Below are 13278 nucleotides of genomic sequence, written 5' to 3' on the forward strand. Positions count from 1 at the left end.
CCTCACTCACCCTCGGCGAGGACGAACGGGTGCACCCCGCTCGCCCCGGCCCGGCGCAGCATCCGGGCGGCCACGGTCAGCGTCCAACCGGACCGGGTCCGGTCGTCCACCAGCAGCACGCGTCGGCCGGCGACGGGGGCGTCCTCTGGCAGCCGGAACCGGTCGACCACCTGGGCCACCCGGTGCGCGGAGTTCACGTCGCTCCGGGTGGGGCCCGCGCCCGGACGCAGCACGAACGTGGCCAGCAACGGCAACCCGGTGTAGCGGGCGAGCCCATCGGCGAGGTGGGCCACGAGCTGCGGGCGGGAGGCCGAGCAGAGCGCGACGATCCCGTCGAGGGTCAGTTCGGCCCGTTGCAGGTCCTGGCCCCAGTCCTCCAGGACGCGGACGACGGCGTGCCGCAGCGGGACCGGGGTCTCGCCGTCGGGGGTGCCCGGCGCGAACAGCTCGCGGACCGCCCCGCCCCAGCCGAGGTCGGTCGTGCGCGCCACCGCGCGACCCTCGCCCGGTTGCTCGGCCGGGGCGATGCGCCCGCTCAGCGGCACGTCCAACGCCGCGAGGCCGGAGGGCCACTGCTTCTTCGGGACGAGCGGTACCCCGGGCCGGGAGAGGTCCGCGTCGGCGCGGTCGACGTGCTCGCGGGAGACCTCCCCCGACAGGTCCAGACCCCCGCAGTTGTCACACCGCCCGCAGGGTTCGGCCTGCTCGTCGTCCAGCGCCCGGCGCAGGAACTCCAGGCGGCACCCGGGCGTGGCCTGGTAGTCGAGCATCGCCTGCTGCTCGTGGGCCCGGGTCTCGGCGACCCGGGCGTAGCGCTCGGCGTCGTAGCGCCAGGGCTGCCCCGTGGCGGTCCACCCGCCGCGGACCCGGCGCACGGCGCCGTCCACGTCGAGGACCTTCAGCATCATCTCCAACCTGTTGCGCCGCAGCGCGACCCGTGCCTCCAAGGCCGGGGTGGACAGCGGTTCCCCGACGTCGCCCAGCACCGAGAGGGCGAGCCGGACGTCGTCCTCGTCGGGGAAACCCATGGCGGCGAAGTGCGCCCAGATGTCGCGGTCCTCCGCGCCCGGCAGCAGCACGACGACGGCCTCGGCGATGCCGCGCCCGGCGCGCCCGACCTGCTGGTAGTAGGCGATGGGTGAGCTCGGCGCGCCCAGGTGGACGACGAAACCCAGGTCGGGCTTGTCGAAACCCATGCCCAGCGCGCTGGTGGCGACCACCACCTTGACCCGGTCGGCCAGCAGGTCGGCCTCGATCTGCAGACGGTCGTCGGCCTCGGTCTGCCCCGTGTAGGCGACGGCCTCGATCCCGTGGGCGCGCAGGTGGGCGGCGACGTCCCCGGCGGCGGCGACGGTCAGGACGTAGACGATCCCCGAACCGGGCAGGGTGGGCAGGTTCTCGACCAGCCAGGCCAGCCGGTGGGCCTGGTCGGGCAGGCGCAGCACCCCCAGGCGCAGCGAGTCGCGGTCGAGCGAACCGCGCAGGACCAGGACGTCCTCCAGGGTCCGGGTGCCCGAGACCGACAGCTGCTCGGCGACGTCGGCGGTCACCCGCGCGTTGGCCGTCGCCGTCGTCGCGAGCACCGGGATTCCCGCGGGCAGCTCCGCCAGCAGGGTCCGGATCCGGCGGTAGTCGGGACGGAAGTCGTGGCCCCAGTCGGAGACGCAGTGCGCCTCGTCCACCACCAGCAGGCCCGTGGTGGCGGCCAGCCGGGGCAGCACCTCCTCGCGGAACCCGGGGTTGTTCAGCCGCTCGGGGGACACCAGCAGCACGTCGACGGCCCCGGCCCGCACCTGCTCGTAGACCTCGCCCCACTGCTCGGCGTTGGTCGAGTTCACCGTGACCGCGTGGACCCCGGCCCGTTCCGCCGCCGCGACCTGGTTGCGCATGAGCGCGAGCAGCGGCGACACGATGACGGTCGGCCCGGCCCCGCGGGCCCGCAGCAGCGCCGTCGCGACGAAGTAGACGGCCGACTTGCCCCAGCCGGTGCGCTGCACGACCAGGGCCCGTCGCGAGTCCGCGACCAGCGCCTCGATCGCCGTCCACTGGTCCTCGCGCAGCGCGGCGTCGGGCCGTCCGACGAGCCGGCGCAGGATCTCCTCGGCCTCGGCGCGCAGGGCACCGCGGTCCGGAGCGGGTGGGGTGGTGGACCCGGAACTGGGCGCGGGGGTGGACGGCGGGGTGGTCGTGAGGTCCTCGGGCACGCCCCGACTGTGCCACCCGCCCCCGACACGAGGTCCGATCCGGCCCGGACGCCGGGTGGAGCCCGCCCGGTCCGCACCGCGGCGGGCGCATCCGGAGACCTCTGAGACGATGAGCGGCATGCGCCTCGATCACGTCGGCTACGCCGCCGGTCCCGAGGGGCTGCAGGCCACGGCCAGATCGCTGGCCGCCCAGCTCGGCGTCCGTGTCGTCGACGGAGGCCCGCACCCCCGGTTCGGGACCCGCAACGTGGTGCTCCCGCTGTCGGGGAACTGCTACGTCGAGGTGGTCGAGGTGCTCGACCACCCGGTGGCCGACAAGGCCGTCTTCGGGCACGCGGTGCGCGAACGGTCCGCGGCGGGCGGGGGCTGGTTCGTCTGGGCCGTCACCGTCGACGACCTCGACGCCCACGCCGCCCGGCTGGGCGAGGGGGCCGAGGAGGGCGTGCGGCGCCGACCCGACGGGGTGGAGCTGCGCTGGCGGCAGATCGGTGCGCCGGGCCTGCGCGAGGACCCGCAGCTGCCGCTGCTCATCGAGTGGGCCGGGCCCGCCACCCAGCACCCCTCGGCCATCGCCCTGGCCGGCGGGACGCGACTGTCCGGGCTGACGATCGCCGGGGACCGCGACCACGTCCGCGACTGGCTCGGGCTGCCCCCGGACTTCAGCGCCGAGCACGTGGAGTTCACCTGGCTCGGCCCGGACGTCACCCCGGCGGTGGGACTGCACTCGGTGACGTTCGAGACGCCGCGCGGCCCGGTGACGCTGTGACGCGGGCGGCCTCGTGCCCGACTGGCTGAGCACCGACTACTGGCACCTGCCGGACTGGGTCGACTCCCTCACCGCCTCGGCCATCCTGCTGCTGGCCGTCGACCTCGTCGTGCGCCTCACGGCGGTGGCCATCGTTCCCGTCAACCGCCGCCCGAGCTCGGCCCTCGCGTGGTTGCTGACGATCTTCTTCATCCCTTACGTCGGGGTCATCGCGTTCCTGCTCATCGGCAGCCCGAAACTGCCGCGGGCCCGGCGGCGCAAGCAGCGCGAGATCAACAAGCTGATCCTCGCCGCGACCCGCGGCATGGACCTGGTGAGCGAGGAGAACCCCTGGCCGCCGTGGTTGTCCGGGGTCGTGGCGCTGAACCGCAACCTCGGGTCGATGCCGCTGGTCGGGGGCAACGCGGCCGAGATCGTCGACGAGTACGACGAGAGCATCCGCCGGATGGCGGCCGACGTCGACCGGGCCACCGACTACGTCCACGTCGAGTTCTACATCCTCACCAAGGACCAGACCTCGGCCCCGTTCTTCACGGCGCTGGCCGCCGCCGCGGCGCGCGGGGTCACCGTGCGGGTGCTGCTCGACCACCTGGGTTCGCTGCGCCAACCCGGCTACCGGGAGACGACCCGGTTCCTGGACGAGCACGGCATCGAGTGGCACCCGATGCTGCCCGTTCAGCTGCAGAAGCTGAAGTACCAGCGACCGGACCTGCGCAACCATCGCAAGCTCCTGGTGGTGGACGGCGAGTTCGGCTGGATCGGGTCGCAGAACGTCCTGGACCGCAGCTACAACAAGCGGGGCAACATCCGGCGCGGGCTGCAGTGGCAGGACCTCATGGTGCGCGTCGACGGCCCCGTCGTCAGCGGCGTCGACGCGCTGTTCATCACCGACTGGTACTCCGAGACCGACGTGCTGCTCGCGGCCGAACGTCCCGAGGTCGGTGACCGGATCCCCGGCCGGCTCGAGTGCCAGGTCGTCCCCAGCGGCCCCGGGTTCGACGCCGAGAACAACCTGAAGCTGTTCAACGCCCTGTTCTACGGTGCGCACCGCCGGGTCTCCATCACCAGCCCGTACTTCGTGCCCGACGAGTCGATGCTCAACGCCATCACGACCGCGGCCGAGCGCGGGGTGGACGTGGAGCTCTTCGTCTCCGAGCACGGCGACCAGGCGATCGTGCACTACGCGGAGTGCTCCTACTACGAGAACCTGTTGCGGGCCGGGGTCCGCATCTACCGCTACCCCGCCCCGTACGTGCTGCACGCCAAGCACATGAGCGTGGACGAGGACGTTGCCGTCGTCGGCTCCTCCAACATGGACATGCGCTCGTTCATGCTCGACCTGGAACTCACCCTCATGGTGTGCGGCCGGTCCTTCGTCGACGACCTGCGTCGGATCGAGGACCGCTACCGCGAGCGCTGCACCGAGCTCACCCTGGACGACTGGATGAACCGTTCCCGGATGCACGTCATCAAGGAGAACCTGGCCCGCCTCACCTCGGCCCTGCAGTAACCCCCCTCGCGACCCCCCCCGCGCCCCCCGCGCGACCCCCCGCGACCCCCTCTCCCCCCGTGATCAAGGAATTCCGCGGGAAGGATTCCTTGATCACGGGTGGGTGGGGGAGCGTGCGGGGTGTACGGGGTCAGGGGCGCAGGACGGTGATGCCGGCCGCGGCGGCGGTGGCGACCTCGGCGAGGGCCCGGGGGCCCTCGGCCAGCGGCAGTTCCCGGGTGACCAGGCGATCCAGCGGGAACCGTTCGGAGGTCACCAGCGACAGCAGTCGGGGGTAGTCGTGCGCGGCCATGCCGTGCGAGCCGAGCACCTGCAGCTCCCAGGCGATGACCCGGTCCATGGGGACGGCGGGCCGACCGGCGGCGGCCGGCAGCAGCCCGATCTGCACGTGCCGACCGCGGCGGCGCAGCGAGCGGACCGAGGCCTCGCAGGTGGCCGGCAGCCCCACCGCGTCGATGGACACGTGGGCGCCGCCGTCGGTGAGGGCGGCGATGCCCTCGCCGGCCTCGGCCGGGTCGAGCACCTCGTCCGCCCCGAAGGTCCGGGCCAGCTCGCGCGCGGCGGGCGACGGGTCGACCCCGACCACCCGGGCGCCCGCCGCGGTGGCGATCGCGACGGCCGAGAGCCCGACGCCTCCGCAGCCGTGGACGGCCACGAACTCCCCGGGTCGGACCGCGGCCACGTCGGACACCGCCCGGAACGCGGTGGCGACCCGGCACCCGAGCGCCGCGGCGTGCGACGCGGACAGGTCCTCCGGGAGCCGGACCAGGTTCAGGTCGGCGTGGTCGAGAGCCACCAGCTCGGCGAAGGAACCCCACCCGGTGAACCCGGGCTGGGTCTGCGACCGGCAGACCTGCTGCTGCCCGGCCGCGCACTCGGGGCAGTTCCCGCAGGCGGTGATGAACGGGGTGGTGACGATGTCGCCGACGGCGAACCGACGCACCTCGGCCCCGATGGCGACGACCTCGCCCGCCAGTTCGTGACCGGGCACGTGGGGGAGCCGCACGTCGTCGTCGTGGCCCTGCCAGGCGTGCCAGTCGCTGCGGCAGACCCCCGTCGCGTGGACGGCGAGCACGACCCCGTGCGGGGCGGGCGTCGGGTCCGGCACGTCCCGGACCTGTGGTTCGCCGCCGAACTCCTCGACCAGCACCGCCCGCACGGTCAGGCCTCCAGGTGGTCGACGAGCGCGGAGGCGTCACCCACGTAGTCACCCGGGGTCAGCAGGGACAACCGGGCGGCCTCGCCCTCGGGCAGACCCAGCTCCGCGACGAACTCACGCAACTTCGCCTGGTCGACCTTGCGGCCGCGGGTCAGGTCCTTCAACCGCTCGTAGGGGTTGGGCAGCCCGTGCACGCGCATGACCGACTGCACGGCCTCACCCAGCACCTCCCAGGTGGCGTCGAGGTCGGCCTCGAGGGCGGCGGGGACCGGGTCGAGCCCGGCGAGACCCTTGGCGACGTTCTGCAGGGCGAGCATCGAGTGCCCGAAGGCGACCCCGATGTTGCGCTGCATGGAGGAGTCGGTCAGGTCGCGCTGCAGCCGCGACGTCGTGAGGGTGTCCTCCAGGACCCGGAACAACCCGCCCGACACCTCGAGGTTGGCCTCGGCGTTCTCGAAGCGGATCGGGTTCACCTTGTGCGGCATGGTCGAGGAACCCACGGTGCCCTGACCGCGCACCTGGGCGAAGTACCCCAGGGAGATGTAGGTCCACACGTCGGTGCAGAGGTTGTGCAGCACGCGCCCGAAGCGGGCGACGTCGGCGTACAGCTCGGCCTGCCAGTCGTGCGGCTCGATCTGGGTGGTGAGCGGGTTCCAGGTCAGCCCCAGACCCTCGACGAACTCCTTCGAGATCGCCGGCCAGTCGGCACCCGGGACCGCGGTCCGGTGCGCGGCGTAGGTGCCGGTGGCCCCGTTGAACTTGCCGAGGAACTCCGCGCGCCCGATCCGGTCGAGCTGGCGGCGCAACCGGGCGGCCAGCACCGCGAACTCCTTGCCCAGGGTGGTCGGGGTCGCGGGCTGACCGTGCGTGCGGGCGAGCATCGGCAGGTCGCGCAGCTCGACGGCCATCCGTGCGACGTCGTCGGTGAGCGCCCGGGCGGCGGGCAGCCAGACCTGGGCGACCGCGTCGCGGACCATCAGCGCGTAGGACAGGTTGTTGATGTCCTCGCTGGTGCAGAACAGGTGGGTGAACTCGGCGACGTCGGCGAGCGAGGTCGTCTCGAGCCGGCGCTTGATCCAGTACTCGACGGCCTTCACGTCGTGCACGGTGACGCGCTCGATGTCGGCCAGTTCCTCGATCGCCGCCTCGCCGAACTGCCGCGGCAGCGACCGCAGCAGCGTGATCTCGTCCGCGGTGATGCGACGCGCCCCCGGGACGACGTCGTGCGTCCCGAGGAAGACCAGCCACTCGACCTCGACGTGGATGCGCCGACGGTTGAGGGCGGCCTCGGAGAGGTGCTCGGCGAGGGGGGCCACCGCGGAGCGGTAGCGCCCGTCCAGGGGGCCGAGAGCGGGCTCACCCAGCGAGGCGGCCGCGGGCAGGTCGGGGTGGGTGGCGGGGCCACCGGCAGCGTCGGTCACGTGCCTGATGGTCCCACGGGCCCACCCCGGCCCGTGCGGTCACGCCTTCTCGACGGACTCCTCCTTGTGCGCCGCCTTCTTGCCGCTCTTGTCGCTCTCGACGATGACCTGGGGGTCGTCCTCGTCGGCCCGACGCTTCTGGCCGTAGAGCTCGAAGTCGTCGGTCTTCTTCTCCACGACCTCGCCCTCGGTCTTGCCCTGGGGGGTCTTCCAGCTGACGTGATCTCCCTCTTTCACCATGCTCGGAGGGTGACCCCGAATCGCTGGAGGCGCATCCGGGGCCATGATGGGACCCACAGTCACCAGAGGGGGACAGGATGCGTCGGATCGTCACCGCGGGTTGCGGGTTCGTGATCGCTCTCGGCCTGGGCGCGTGCGGTGGGGGGGATCCGGACCCCGCCACGACCCCGGTCGCCTCGGCCTCGGCTCCGGTGTCCTCGACCCCGGCCGCCACCACGTCGGGCACCCCCACGTCGTCGAGCTCGTCCGGCGCCACGTCGTCGCCCTCGCCGAGCGCCGGGGCGAGCGCCTCGGCCGACCCCGCCCCCTCCGGCGGCGACGAGACCCCCTGGATCGCGATCGCGGGACGCACGGAGTACGCGGGCTCGGGCAGCTCCAGCATCACGGGCGTGCGGCTCGGCATGCACCAGGGTTACGAGCGCATCGTCGTGGACCTCGCCCCGACCGACGGCGACTCCGTCGGGTGGTTCGCCAACCCGACCGGCACCGCGGTGCAGGACTTCTCCGGGGAGCCGCTCGACGTCGACGGCGACCGGTTCCTCGACATCAGCCTGACCGGCATCGCGAACGGGGCCGACGGCACCACGGACTCCGCGGGGCGCCAGGCCTTCCGGGGTGACGTGGACGCGCCCGAGGGGGCCGAGCTCGTCGAGGAGGTGCACGTCGAGGGGGCCTGGGAGGGGCAGGCCCAGGTCGTCGTGGGTCTGGACGACGACGTGCGCGAGTACCGCCTGACGCGGTTGAGCGACCCCGCGCGGATCGTGGTCGACGTCCGCTGAGGCGGGGTCTTCAGGGCAGCGGGGTCCGGCGCAGCACGGCGTCTGCGGCCCGGGCGGGGTCCATCTCGACCGGCGAGAGCAGGCGGGCCGGGCCACGGACGAGCCGGCCGTCGGTGACGACCCGGCAGCGCAGACCGCCCCGCCCGCGCAGCGCCGCGTGGGCGCCGGGAGCCACGACGCGGTCCATCCAGGCGCAGGGGGCGGCGGGCCGCCCGCCGTGCAGGACGACCGAGCCGCCGGCGGTCTCGATGGTGAAGTCGTTGCCGCGCAACGGGTCCAGCTCGATCCCGCGGACGACGAGGTTGCGCCGCGCCAGCAGGACGTCGGGCACCGGGTCGAGCCCCAGGTCCTCGGCGACCCCCACCCACGCCTCGTGCGCGAGCAGGGTCACCGCCGCGTCCATGTGCGCGGCCTTTCCGTAGAACCGGTCCCCGCGGATGCCCTTGCCCGCGACCAGGTCCACGCTCGTCGCGTCGTGGGTCTCGACGTCGGCGGCCCCGTCGCGGGGCCGCCCGAAGTAGGCGTGCTCGGGCGAGACGAGCAGGTGCAGCAGCTCGATCTCGTAGACGTGCGCGACGGCCGGGCTCACAGGGCCCCGCAGTCGCGGGCCGCGCGCACGGTCTGCGCCGCGTATGTTCCGCCGAACAGCACGGTGTGGACCAGCAGCGGGTAGAGCTGGTGCAGCGGGGTGCGGGCGGCCCGGCCCGGCGGGGTACCCGCGGCCTCCTCGTAGGCGGCCAGCACGCGGTCCAGGTGCGGCGCCCCGAACAGCGCGAGCATCGCCAGGTCGGTCTCGGGGTGGCCACCGTGCGCGGAGGGGTCGATCAGCACCGCCCCCTCGGGGCCGAACAGGACGTTGCCCGACCAAAGGTCACCGTGCAGCCGCGCCGGCGCGTCCACCCCGGTCACGAGCGCCTCCTCCTCGTCCTCCAGCCGGGCGCAGACCCGGTCCAGCACCTCGACGTCCGCGGAGGTGAAGGCCCCCGCGTCGCGGCCGGCCCGGACGAAGGGGGCGATGCGGCAGCGGGCGTAGAACCGTCCCCAGGACGTCCCCGACGGCGTCGGGGGCAGGGGCAGGGCGGCGATCCAGCCGGTGCCGGCTCCCGGGGGCAGCGCCCCGAAGGCGGGGGCACCCGCGGCGTGCGTCCGCACGAGGTCCCGGCCGAACCGCTCGGCCTCGGCGGGGGAGGGACGGCGGTGCTCGACCCGTTCCAGCACCAGGAAGTCCGGCCCCTGGTCGAGGAGGGGCACGACGCGGACCCCGCCGGCCTTGGCCAGCCACCGCAGCCCGGCCGCCTCGAAGGTCACCGACGTCGGGTCCGCCCCGGGTACCTGCTTGCGGTGCACGGGATCCCCCGGCGCGGCGGGCGTGCGTCCCATCGCGTACCCCTCTCCTCCCCCGCCCGTCGTTGTCCACAGGGGACGGGATCATCCTGCGGTGTCCACAACCGTTCCGCCGGGTCGGACCCCGACCTCCCGCCGTCCCTAGCGTTCCGACGGTGCCCGGGATTCCACCGGGGACGCGTACCGGGTCGTGAGCGGGAGGGGGTCGACCGTGCTGCTGCCGGGGGTCGGAGGAGCGGGGGGCGAGGGGATCGAGGTCCTGGCCCGGCGGGCCGAGGCGGCGGGTGAGTCGGCCCGGCAGGCCGTACGGGCGCTCACCGCGGTGGACCCGACGGGCTGGCGCTCGCCGGCCGCCGACCGGTTCCGGGAACGGCTCGGCGGCGACGTCGCGCTCGGGCACCGGGTCGAGGAGACGTGCGCGGACGCGGGTCGGGCGTTGCGCCGGCTCGCCCGCGCCGCTGCCGGCGGTGCCGGGTGAGCGGCGGCATCACGGTGCGGACCGGGTCCGGGGTCCGGGTTGCGGTCGACCCGGCCGAGCTCGTCGGGGTCGCCGACCGGGTGTCCGCGCAGGCCGTCCGGTTCGCCGAGATCACCGCCTCGGCCGCGGGGCTGCTGGCCGCCCCGGAGCTCGTGACCGCCTCGCTGCCGGCCCCCGCCGAGGGCGCGACGGCGGTGGGCTCGCTGGCCGAACTGCTGGCGACCTCCGCGCTGGCCGCGGCCCGGCTCACGGAGACGGCGGTGCAGCTGCAGACCGCCGCGCTCGCCTACGAGGTCGGTGAGGCCGCGGCGGGTGCCGTCCTCGCCGCGGCCCGGGCCCGGGCCGGTGCGACGGCCCTGGCCCTGGCCCCGTTCGCCCTGGGTGCCACGGCGCAGGCCGCCGGCGTCTTCCTGGTCCTCGACCTGGCCCACCGCGCGGGCCGGCTCACCCTGCACCTGGTGCGGACGGCCGGTGCGGGTCTCGCCGACGGCGAGCTCGACGAGACCGAACGCGGCGCCCTGCGCTCCGCAGCGGTCGACGGACTGACCGGGCTGGACGAGCAGGTGGCGGGCGACGCGGTGCGCGTCCTGCGGGCGGGTGGCGCGGAACTGGCCGAGCACCCCGATCTCGTCCAGGCGCTGGTGGAGCTCACCCCGGAGGTGGTCCGGGCGGGGGCGGCGGCCTCCCCGCTGTTCGCCGCGGTGGTGGCGCAGCGCTCCCCGGAGCTCCTCCTCGCCGGGGACGGGAGCCCGGACAAGGTCGCCGCCGACGCGGCCGGGGTGGCCCGGCTGCTGACCGGTCTCGCCGCGGTCGCCCCGGTCTTCGGCGCCACGGCGGTCTCCGTGACGCGGCTGCCCCCGGGCCGCGGGACCCCGGCGCGGGCCCCGACCGGGGTCGCGGAGATCCTCCAGGGCGTCCGCATCAACTCCGGGGGGTGGTCCGGTGGCGCCGACCTCGCCTCCCGGCTGGCCCCGGCCGCACCGCCCCCGCCGGGCACCGTCCGGGTCGAGCAGGTCGTCCGGGGCGGTCGGCGGAGCTGGATCGTGGAGATCCCCGGGACCCAGACGTGGCGGGCCGGGACACCGGTCGGCGGGACGCCGATGGACCTGACGGCCAACCTCGACCTCGTGGCCGGGTCCGGCACCGCGGTCGAGGCCGGGGTGGTCGAGGCCATGCGGCAGGCCGGGATCGCCCCGGGCGAACCGGTGCTGCTCGCCGGGCACTCCCAGGGCGGGCTGACCGCGGCCGCCGTGGCCGCCGACCCCCGGCTGCGCGAGGAGTTCACCGTCACCCACGTCCTCACCGCCGGGTCCCCGGTGGACGGCATCCCCGTACCGTCCGACGTGCGGGTGCTGCAGCTGGAGCACACGGGCGATCTCGTCCCCCGTCTCGACGGGGTGCGGGCCGGCGGCGGGGAGGGGCGCATCGTCGTCACCGCCGACGTGGGGGCGGGGCTGGCCGCCCACGAGTCCGACGCCTACCTGCGCACGGCCCGGGCCGTCGACGCCTCCGACGACCCGGCCCTGCGCGCCTACCTGGAGTCGGCCGCCCCGTTCCTGGACGCGCCGGGCACCACCGTCACCGCCACCGACTACCGGTTGACCCGGCGGTGAACCGCGTGGTCGACGACGGTCAGGCCACGGGCTGGCGCGGCACGAGCGAACGGAACGTCGAGGACTGGAACACCAGCGGTTCGGCCCCGGGGTCGGTGCCGAGGGCGTGCACCCGCAGCAGCACCACGTCGTGGTCGCCCGCCGGGAACTCCCCGTGCACGCTCGTGTCGAACCAGACGGGAGCGCCCTGCACGAAGTGCGCGCCGTTCGGCAGCGTCGTGGTGGGGATCCCGCGGAACCGGTCGTCGGCCCGGGAGGCCAGCTGCCGCGCGGCCGCGTCGTGCACCTCGCCGAGGACGGAGACCCCGATCCGTCCGGCTCGCCGCAGGACGGGCCAGCTGCGGGAGGTGCGCTGCACGGCGAAGAGCACCAGCGGGGGGTCGGCGGAGATGCCCACCTGGAAGGACGAGGCGACCAGCACCGTGGGGCGTCCCTCGACGACCGCCGAGAGGGCCGCGACCCCGGAAGGGAAGAGGGCGAACGTGGACCGCAGGCGGGCCGGGTCGTCCTCGAAGTCCACCAGTTCCATGACGTCCACCCGTCCCGCTCGTCGTGCCCCGCGCGCCAGCCGCGGCGGCTCCCACCCCGGCAGGAACACCACGACCCCGGCGGCTATGCCGGAGATCCGGGCGCCCACCCGCCGGACCTACCCTGCCCCCATGGTTCTTGCGCCTCGGCTCCGTCCCAGCATGGGACGCGTCCCCGCCTACGTGGCCGGTCGCCCGGCCAGTCCCCGCGACGGGCTGACCGTCTTCAAGATGTCCTCCAACGAGAACCCCTACCCGCCGCTGCCCGCGGTCCTCGGGGCCATCGCCGAGGCGGCCGCGGGGATCAACCGCTACCCCGACCCGGCCGGGCGGGCCATGGTCGCGGCCATCGCGCGGCGCTTCGACGTCGCCCCCGAGAGCGTCGCCACCGCCACCGGCAGCGTCCGGCTGCTGGCCCAGCTGGCCGAGATCACCTGCGACCCGGGGGACGAGATCGTCTTCGCCGACCCGAGCTTCGAGGCCTACCCGATCGTCGCCGCCGTCGCCGACGCGGTGGCCGTCCGGGTCCCGCTGGCCGCCGGTGCCCGCCACGACCTGCCGGCCATGGCGGCGGCGGTCACCGACCGGACGCGTCTGGTCCTGGTCTGCAGCCCGAACAACCCGACCGGCCCGGCGGTGCACGAGGCCGAGCTGCGGGAGTTCCTGGCCGCGGTCCCGCCGCACGTCCTGGTCGTCCTCGACGAGGCCTACCGGGAGTTCGTGGACGACCCGGACACCCCCGACGGGGTCGAGCTGTTCCGCGAGCACCCCAACCTGGTCGTGCTCCGGACGTTCTCCAAGGCCTACGGCCTGGCCGGCCTGCGGGTGGGCTGGGCGTTGGCCCATCCCGACGTGGCGGCCACCCTGACCCGGTCCGCCACCCCGTTCGGGGTCAACGCCCTGGCCCAGGCGGCGGTGGTCGCCTCGCTCGAACCGGACGCGGAGGCGGAGCTGGACCGACGGGTCGCGGCCCTCGTCGCCGAGCGTCACCGCGTCCTGGACGGGCTGCGGGCCGCCGGGCTGGACGTCCCCGACGCGCAGGGCAACTTCGTCTGGCTGGGGGCCGGGGAGCGGTCGTCGGCGCTCGCCGAGGGGCTCGGCCGGGAGGGTCTGGCCGTACGGCCGTTCTCCGGGGTGGGGTTGCGCATCACCGTCGCCGAGACCGAGGCCAACGACCGGCTGCTCTCGTTGGCGGCGTCCCTGCTGGGCTGAGCGGGCCCGCGTCGCGCGCGGGTCC

13 protein-coding genes are annotated in these 13278 nt (G+C 74.8%); 6 read left to right on the top strand and 7 right to left on the bottom strand.

Annotation, left to right across the window (positions count from 1 at the left end):
• Positions 1–2 precede the first annotated feature (2 nt).
• On the bottom strand, positions 3–2204 hold the full coding sequence (locus ACFFKU_RS00855; RefSeq protein ID WP_380134544.1) for a RecQ family ATP-dependent DNA helicase: 2202 nt from the start codon (positions 2202–2204) through the stop codon (positions 3–5).
• Between the two features lie 118 nt (positions 2205–2322).
• On the opposite strand from ACFFKU_RS00855, the gene ACFFKU_RS00860 reads away from it, so the two are divergent.
• Positions 2323–2970, top strand: coding sequence for a VOC family protein (locus tag ACFFKU_RS00860; protein ID WP_380134547.1), 648 nt, complete (start codon positions 2323–2325; stop codon positions 2968–2970).
• A gap of 46 nt (positions 2971–3016) precedes the next feature.
• Positions 3017–4480, top strand: coding sequence for a cardiolipin synthase (gene cls, locus ACFFKU_RS00865; protein ID WP_380134782.1), 1464 nt, complete (start codon positions 3017–3019; stop codon positions 4478–4480).
• 130 nt (positions 4481–4610) lie between these two features.
• Here cls and ACFFKU_RS00870 read toward each other — a convergent pair whose 3' ends face one another.
• The 3 genes from ACFFKU_RS00870 to ACFFKU_RS00880 form a co-directional block, all read right to left on the bottom strand.
• Complete coding sequence (locus ACFFKU_RS00870) at positions 4611–5639, bottom strand: zinc-dependent alcohol dehydrogenase family protein (protein WP_380134550.1); 1029 nt, start codon at positions 5637–5639, stop codon at positions 4611–4613.
• Between the two features lie 2 nt (positions 5640–5641).
• Positions 5642–7021: an adenylosuccinate lyase gene (purB, locus tag ACFFKU_RS00875; RefSeq protein ID WP_380134785.1), complete on the bottom strand. Its 1380-nt coding sequence runs from the start codon at positions 7019–7021 to the stop codon at positions 5642–5644.
• 78 nt (positions 7022–7099) lie between these two features.
• The gene (locus ACFFKU_RS00880; protein WP_380134552.1) at positions 7100–7300 is read right to left on the bottom strand and encodes a hypervirulence associated TUDOR domain-containing protein; all 201 of its coding nucleotides are present in this window, start codon (positions 7298–7300) and stop codon (positions 7100–7102) included.
• 110 nt (positions 7301–7410) lie between these two features.
• On the opposite strand from ACFFKU_RS00880, the gene ACFFKU_RS00885 reads away from it, so the two are divergent.
• On the top strand, positions 7411–8079 hold the full coding sequence (locus ACFFKU_RS00885) for an AMIN-like domain-containing (lipo)protein (RefSeq protein ID WP_380134554.1): 669 nt from the start codon (positions 7411–7413) through the stop codon (positions 8077–8079).
• A gap of 10 nt (positions 8080–8089) precedes the next feature.
• Here ACFFKU_RS00885 and ACFFKU_RS00890 read toward each other — a convergent pair whose 3' ends face one another.
• Positions 8090–8668: an MOSC domain-containing protein gene (locus tag ACFFKU_RS00890; protein WP_380134556.1), complete on the bottom strand. Its 579-nt coding sequence runs from the start codon at positions 8666–8668 to the stop codon at positions 8090–8092.
• On the bottom strand, positions 8665–9459 hold the full coding sequence (locus ACFFKU_RS00895) for a fructosamine kinase family protein (RefSeq protein WP_380134558.1): 795 nt from the start codon (positions 9457–9459) through the stop codon (positions 8665–8667). Before ACFFKU_RS00895 ends, ACFFKU_RS00890 begins: the two co-directional genes overlap by 4 nt.
• Positions 9460–9634: 175 nt before the next feature.
• On the opposite strand from ACFFKU_RS00895, the gene ACFFKU_RS00900 reads away from it, so the two are divergent.
• The gene (locus tag ACFFKU_RS00900) at positions 9635–9901 is read left to right on the top strand and encodes a hypothetical protein (RefSeq protein ID WP_380134560.1); all 267 of its coding nucleotides are present in this window, start codon (positions 9635–9637) and stop codon (positions 9899–9901) included.
• Positions 9898–11514, top strand: coding sequence for a proline dehydrogenase family protein (locus tag ACFFKU_RS00905; protein WP_380134562.1), 1617 nt, complete (start codon positions 9898–9900; stop codon positions 11512–11514). The genes ACFFKU_RS00900 and ACFFKU_RS00905 overlap by 4 nt, the downstream gene beginning before the upstream one ends.
• Positions 11515–11533: 19 nt before the next feature.
• Here the strand turns inward: ACFFKU_RS00905 and ACFFKU_RS00910 are convergent, their stop codons facing one another.
• Positions 11534–12043, bottom strand: coding sequence for a flavin reductase family protein (locus ACFFKU_RS00910; protein WP_380134788.1), 510 nt, complete (start codon positions 12041–12043; stop codon positions 11534–11536).
• Positions 12044–12173: 130 nt separating this feature from the next.
• Here ACFFKU_RS00910 and hisC point away from each other — a divergent pair, with 130 nt between their 5' ends.
• Entirely contained in the window at positions 12174–13253 is a 1080-nt protein-coding gene (hisC, locus tag ACFFKU_RS00915) for a histidinol-phosphate transaminase (protein ID WP_380134564.1), read from the top strand.
• The last annotated feature ends 25 nt before the right edge of the window (positions 13254–13278 follow it).

The organism is Kineococcus gynurae (genome assembly GCF_042433995.1).
Classification (GTDB): domain Bacteria; phylum Actinomycetota; class Actinomycetes; order Actinomycetales; family Kineococcaceae; genus Kineococcus; species Kineococcus gynurae.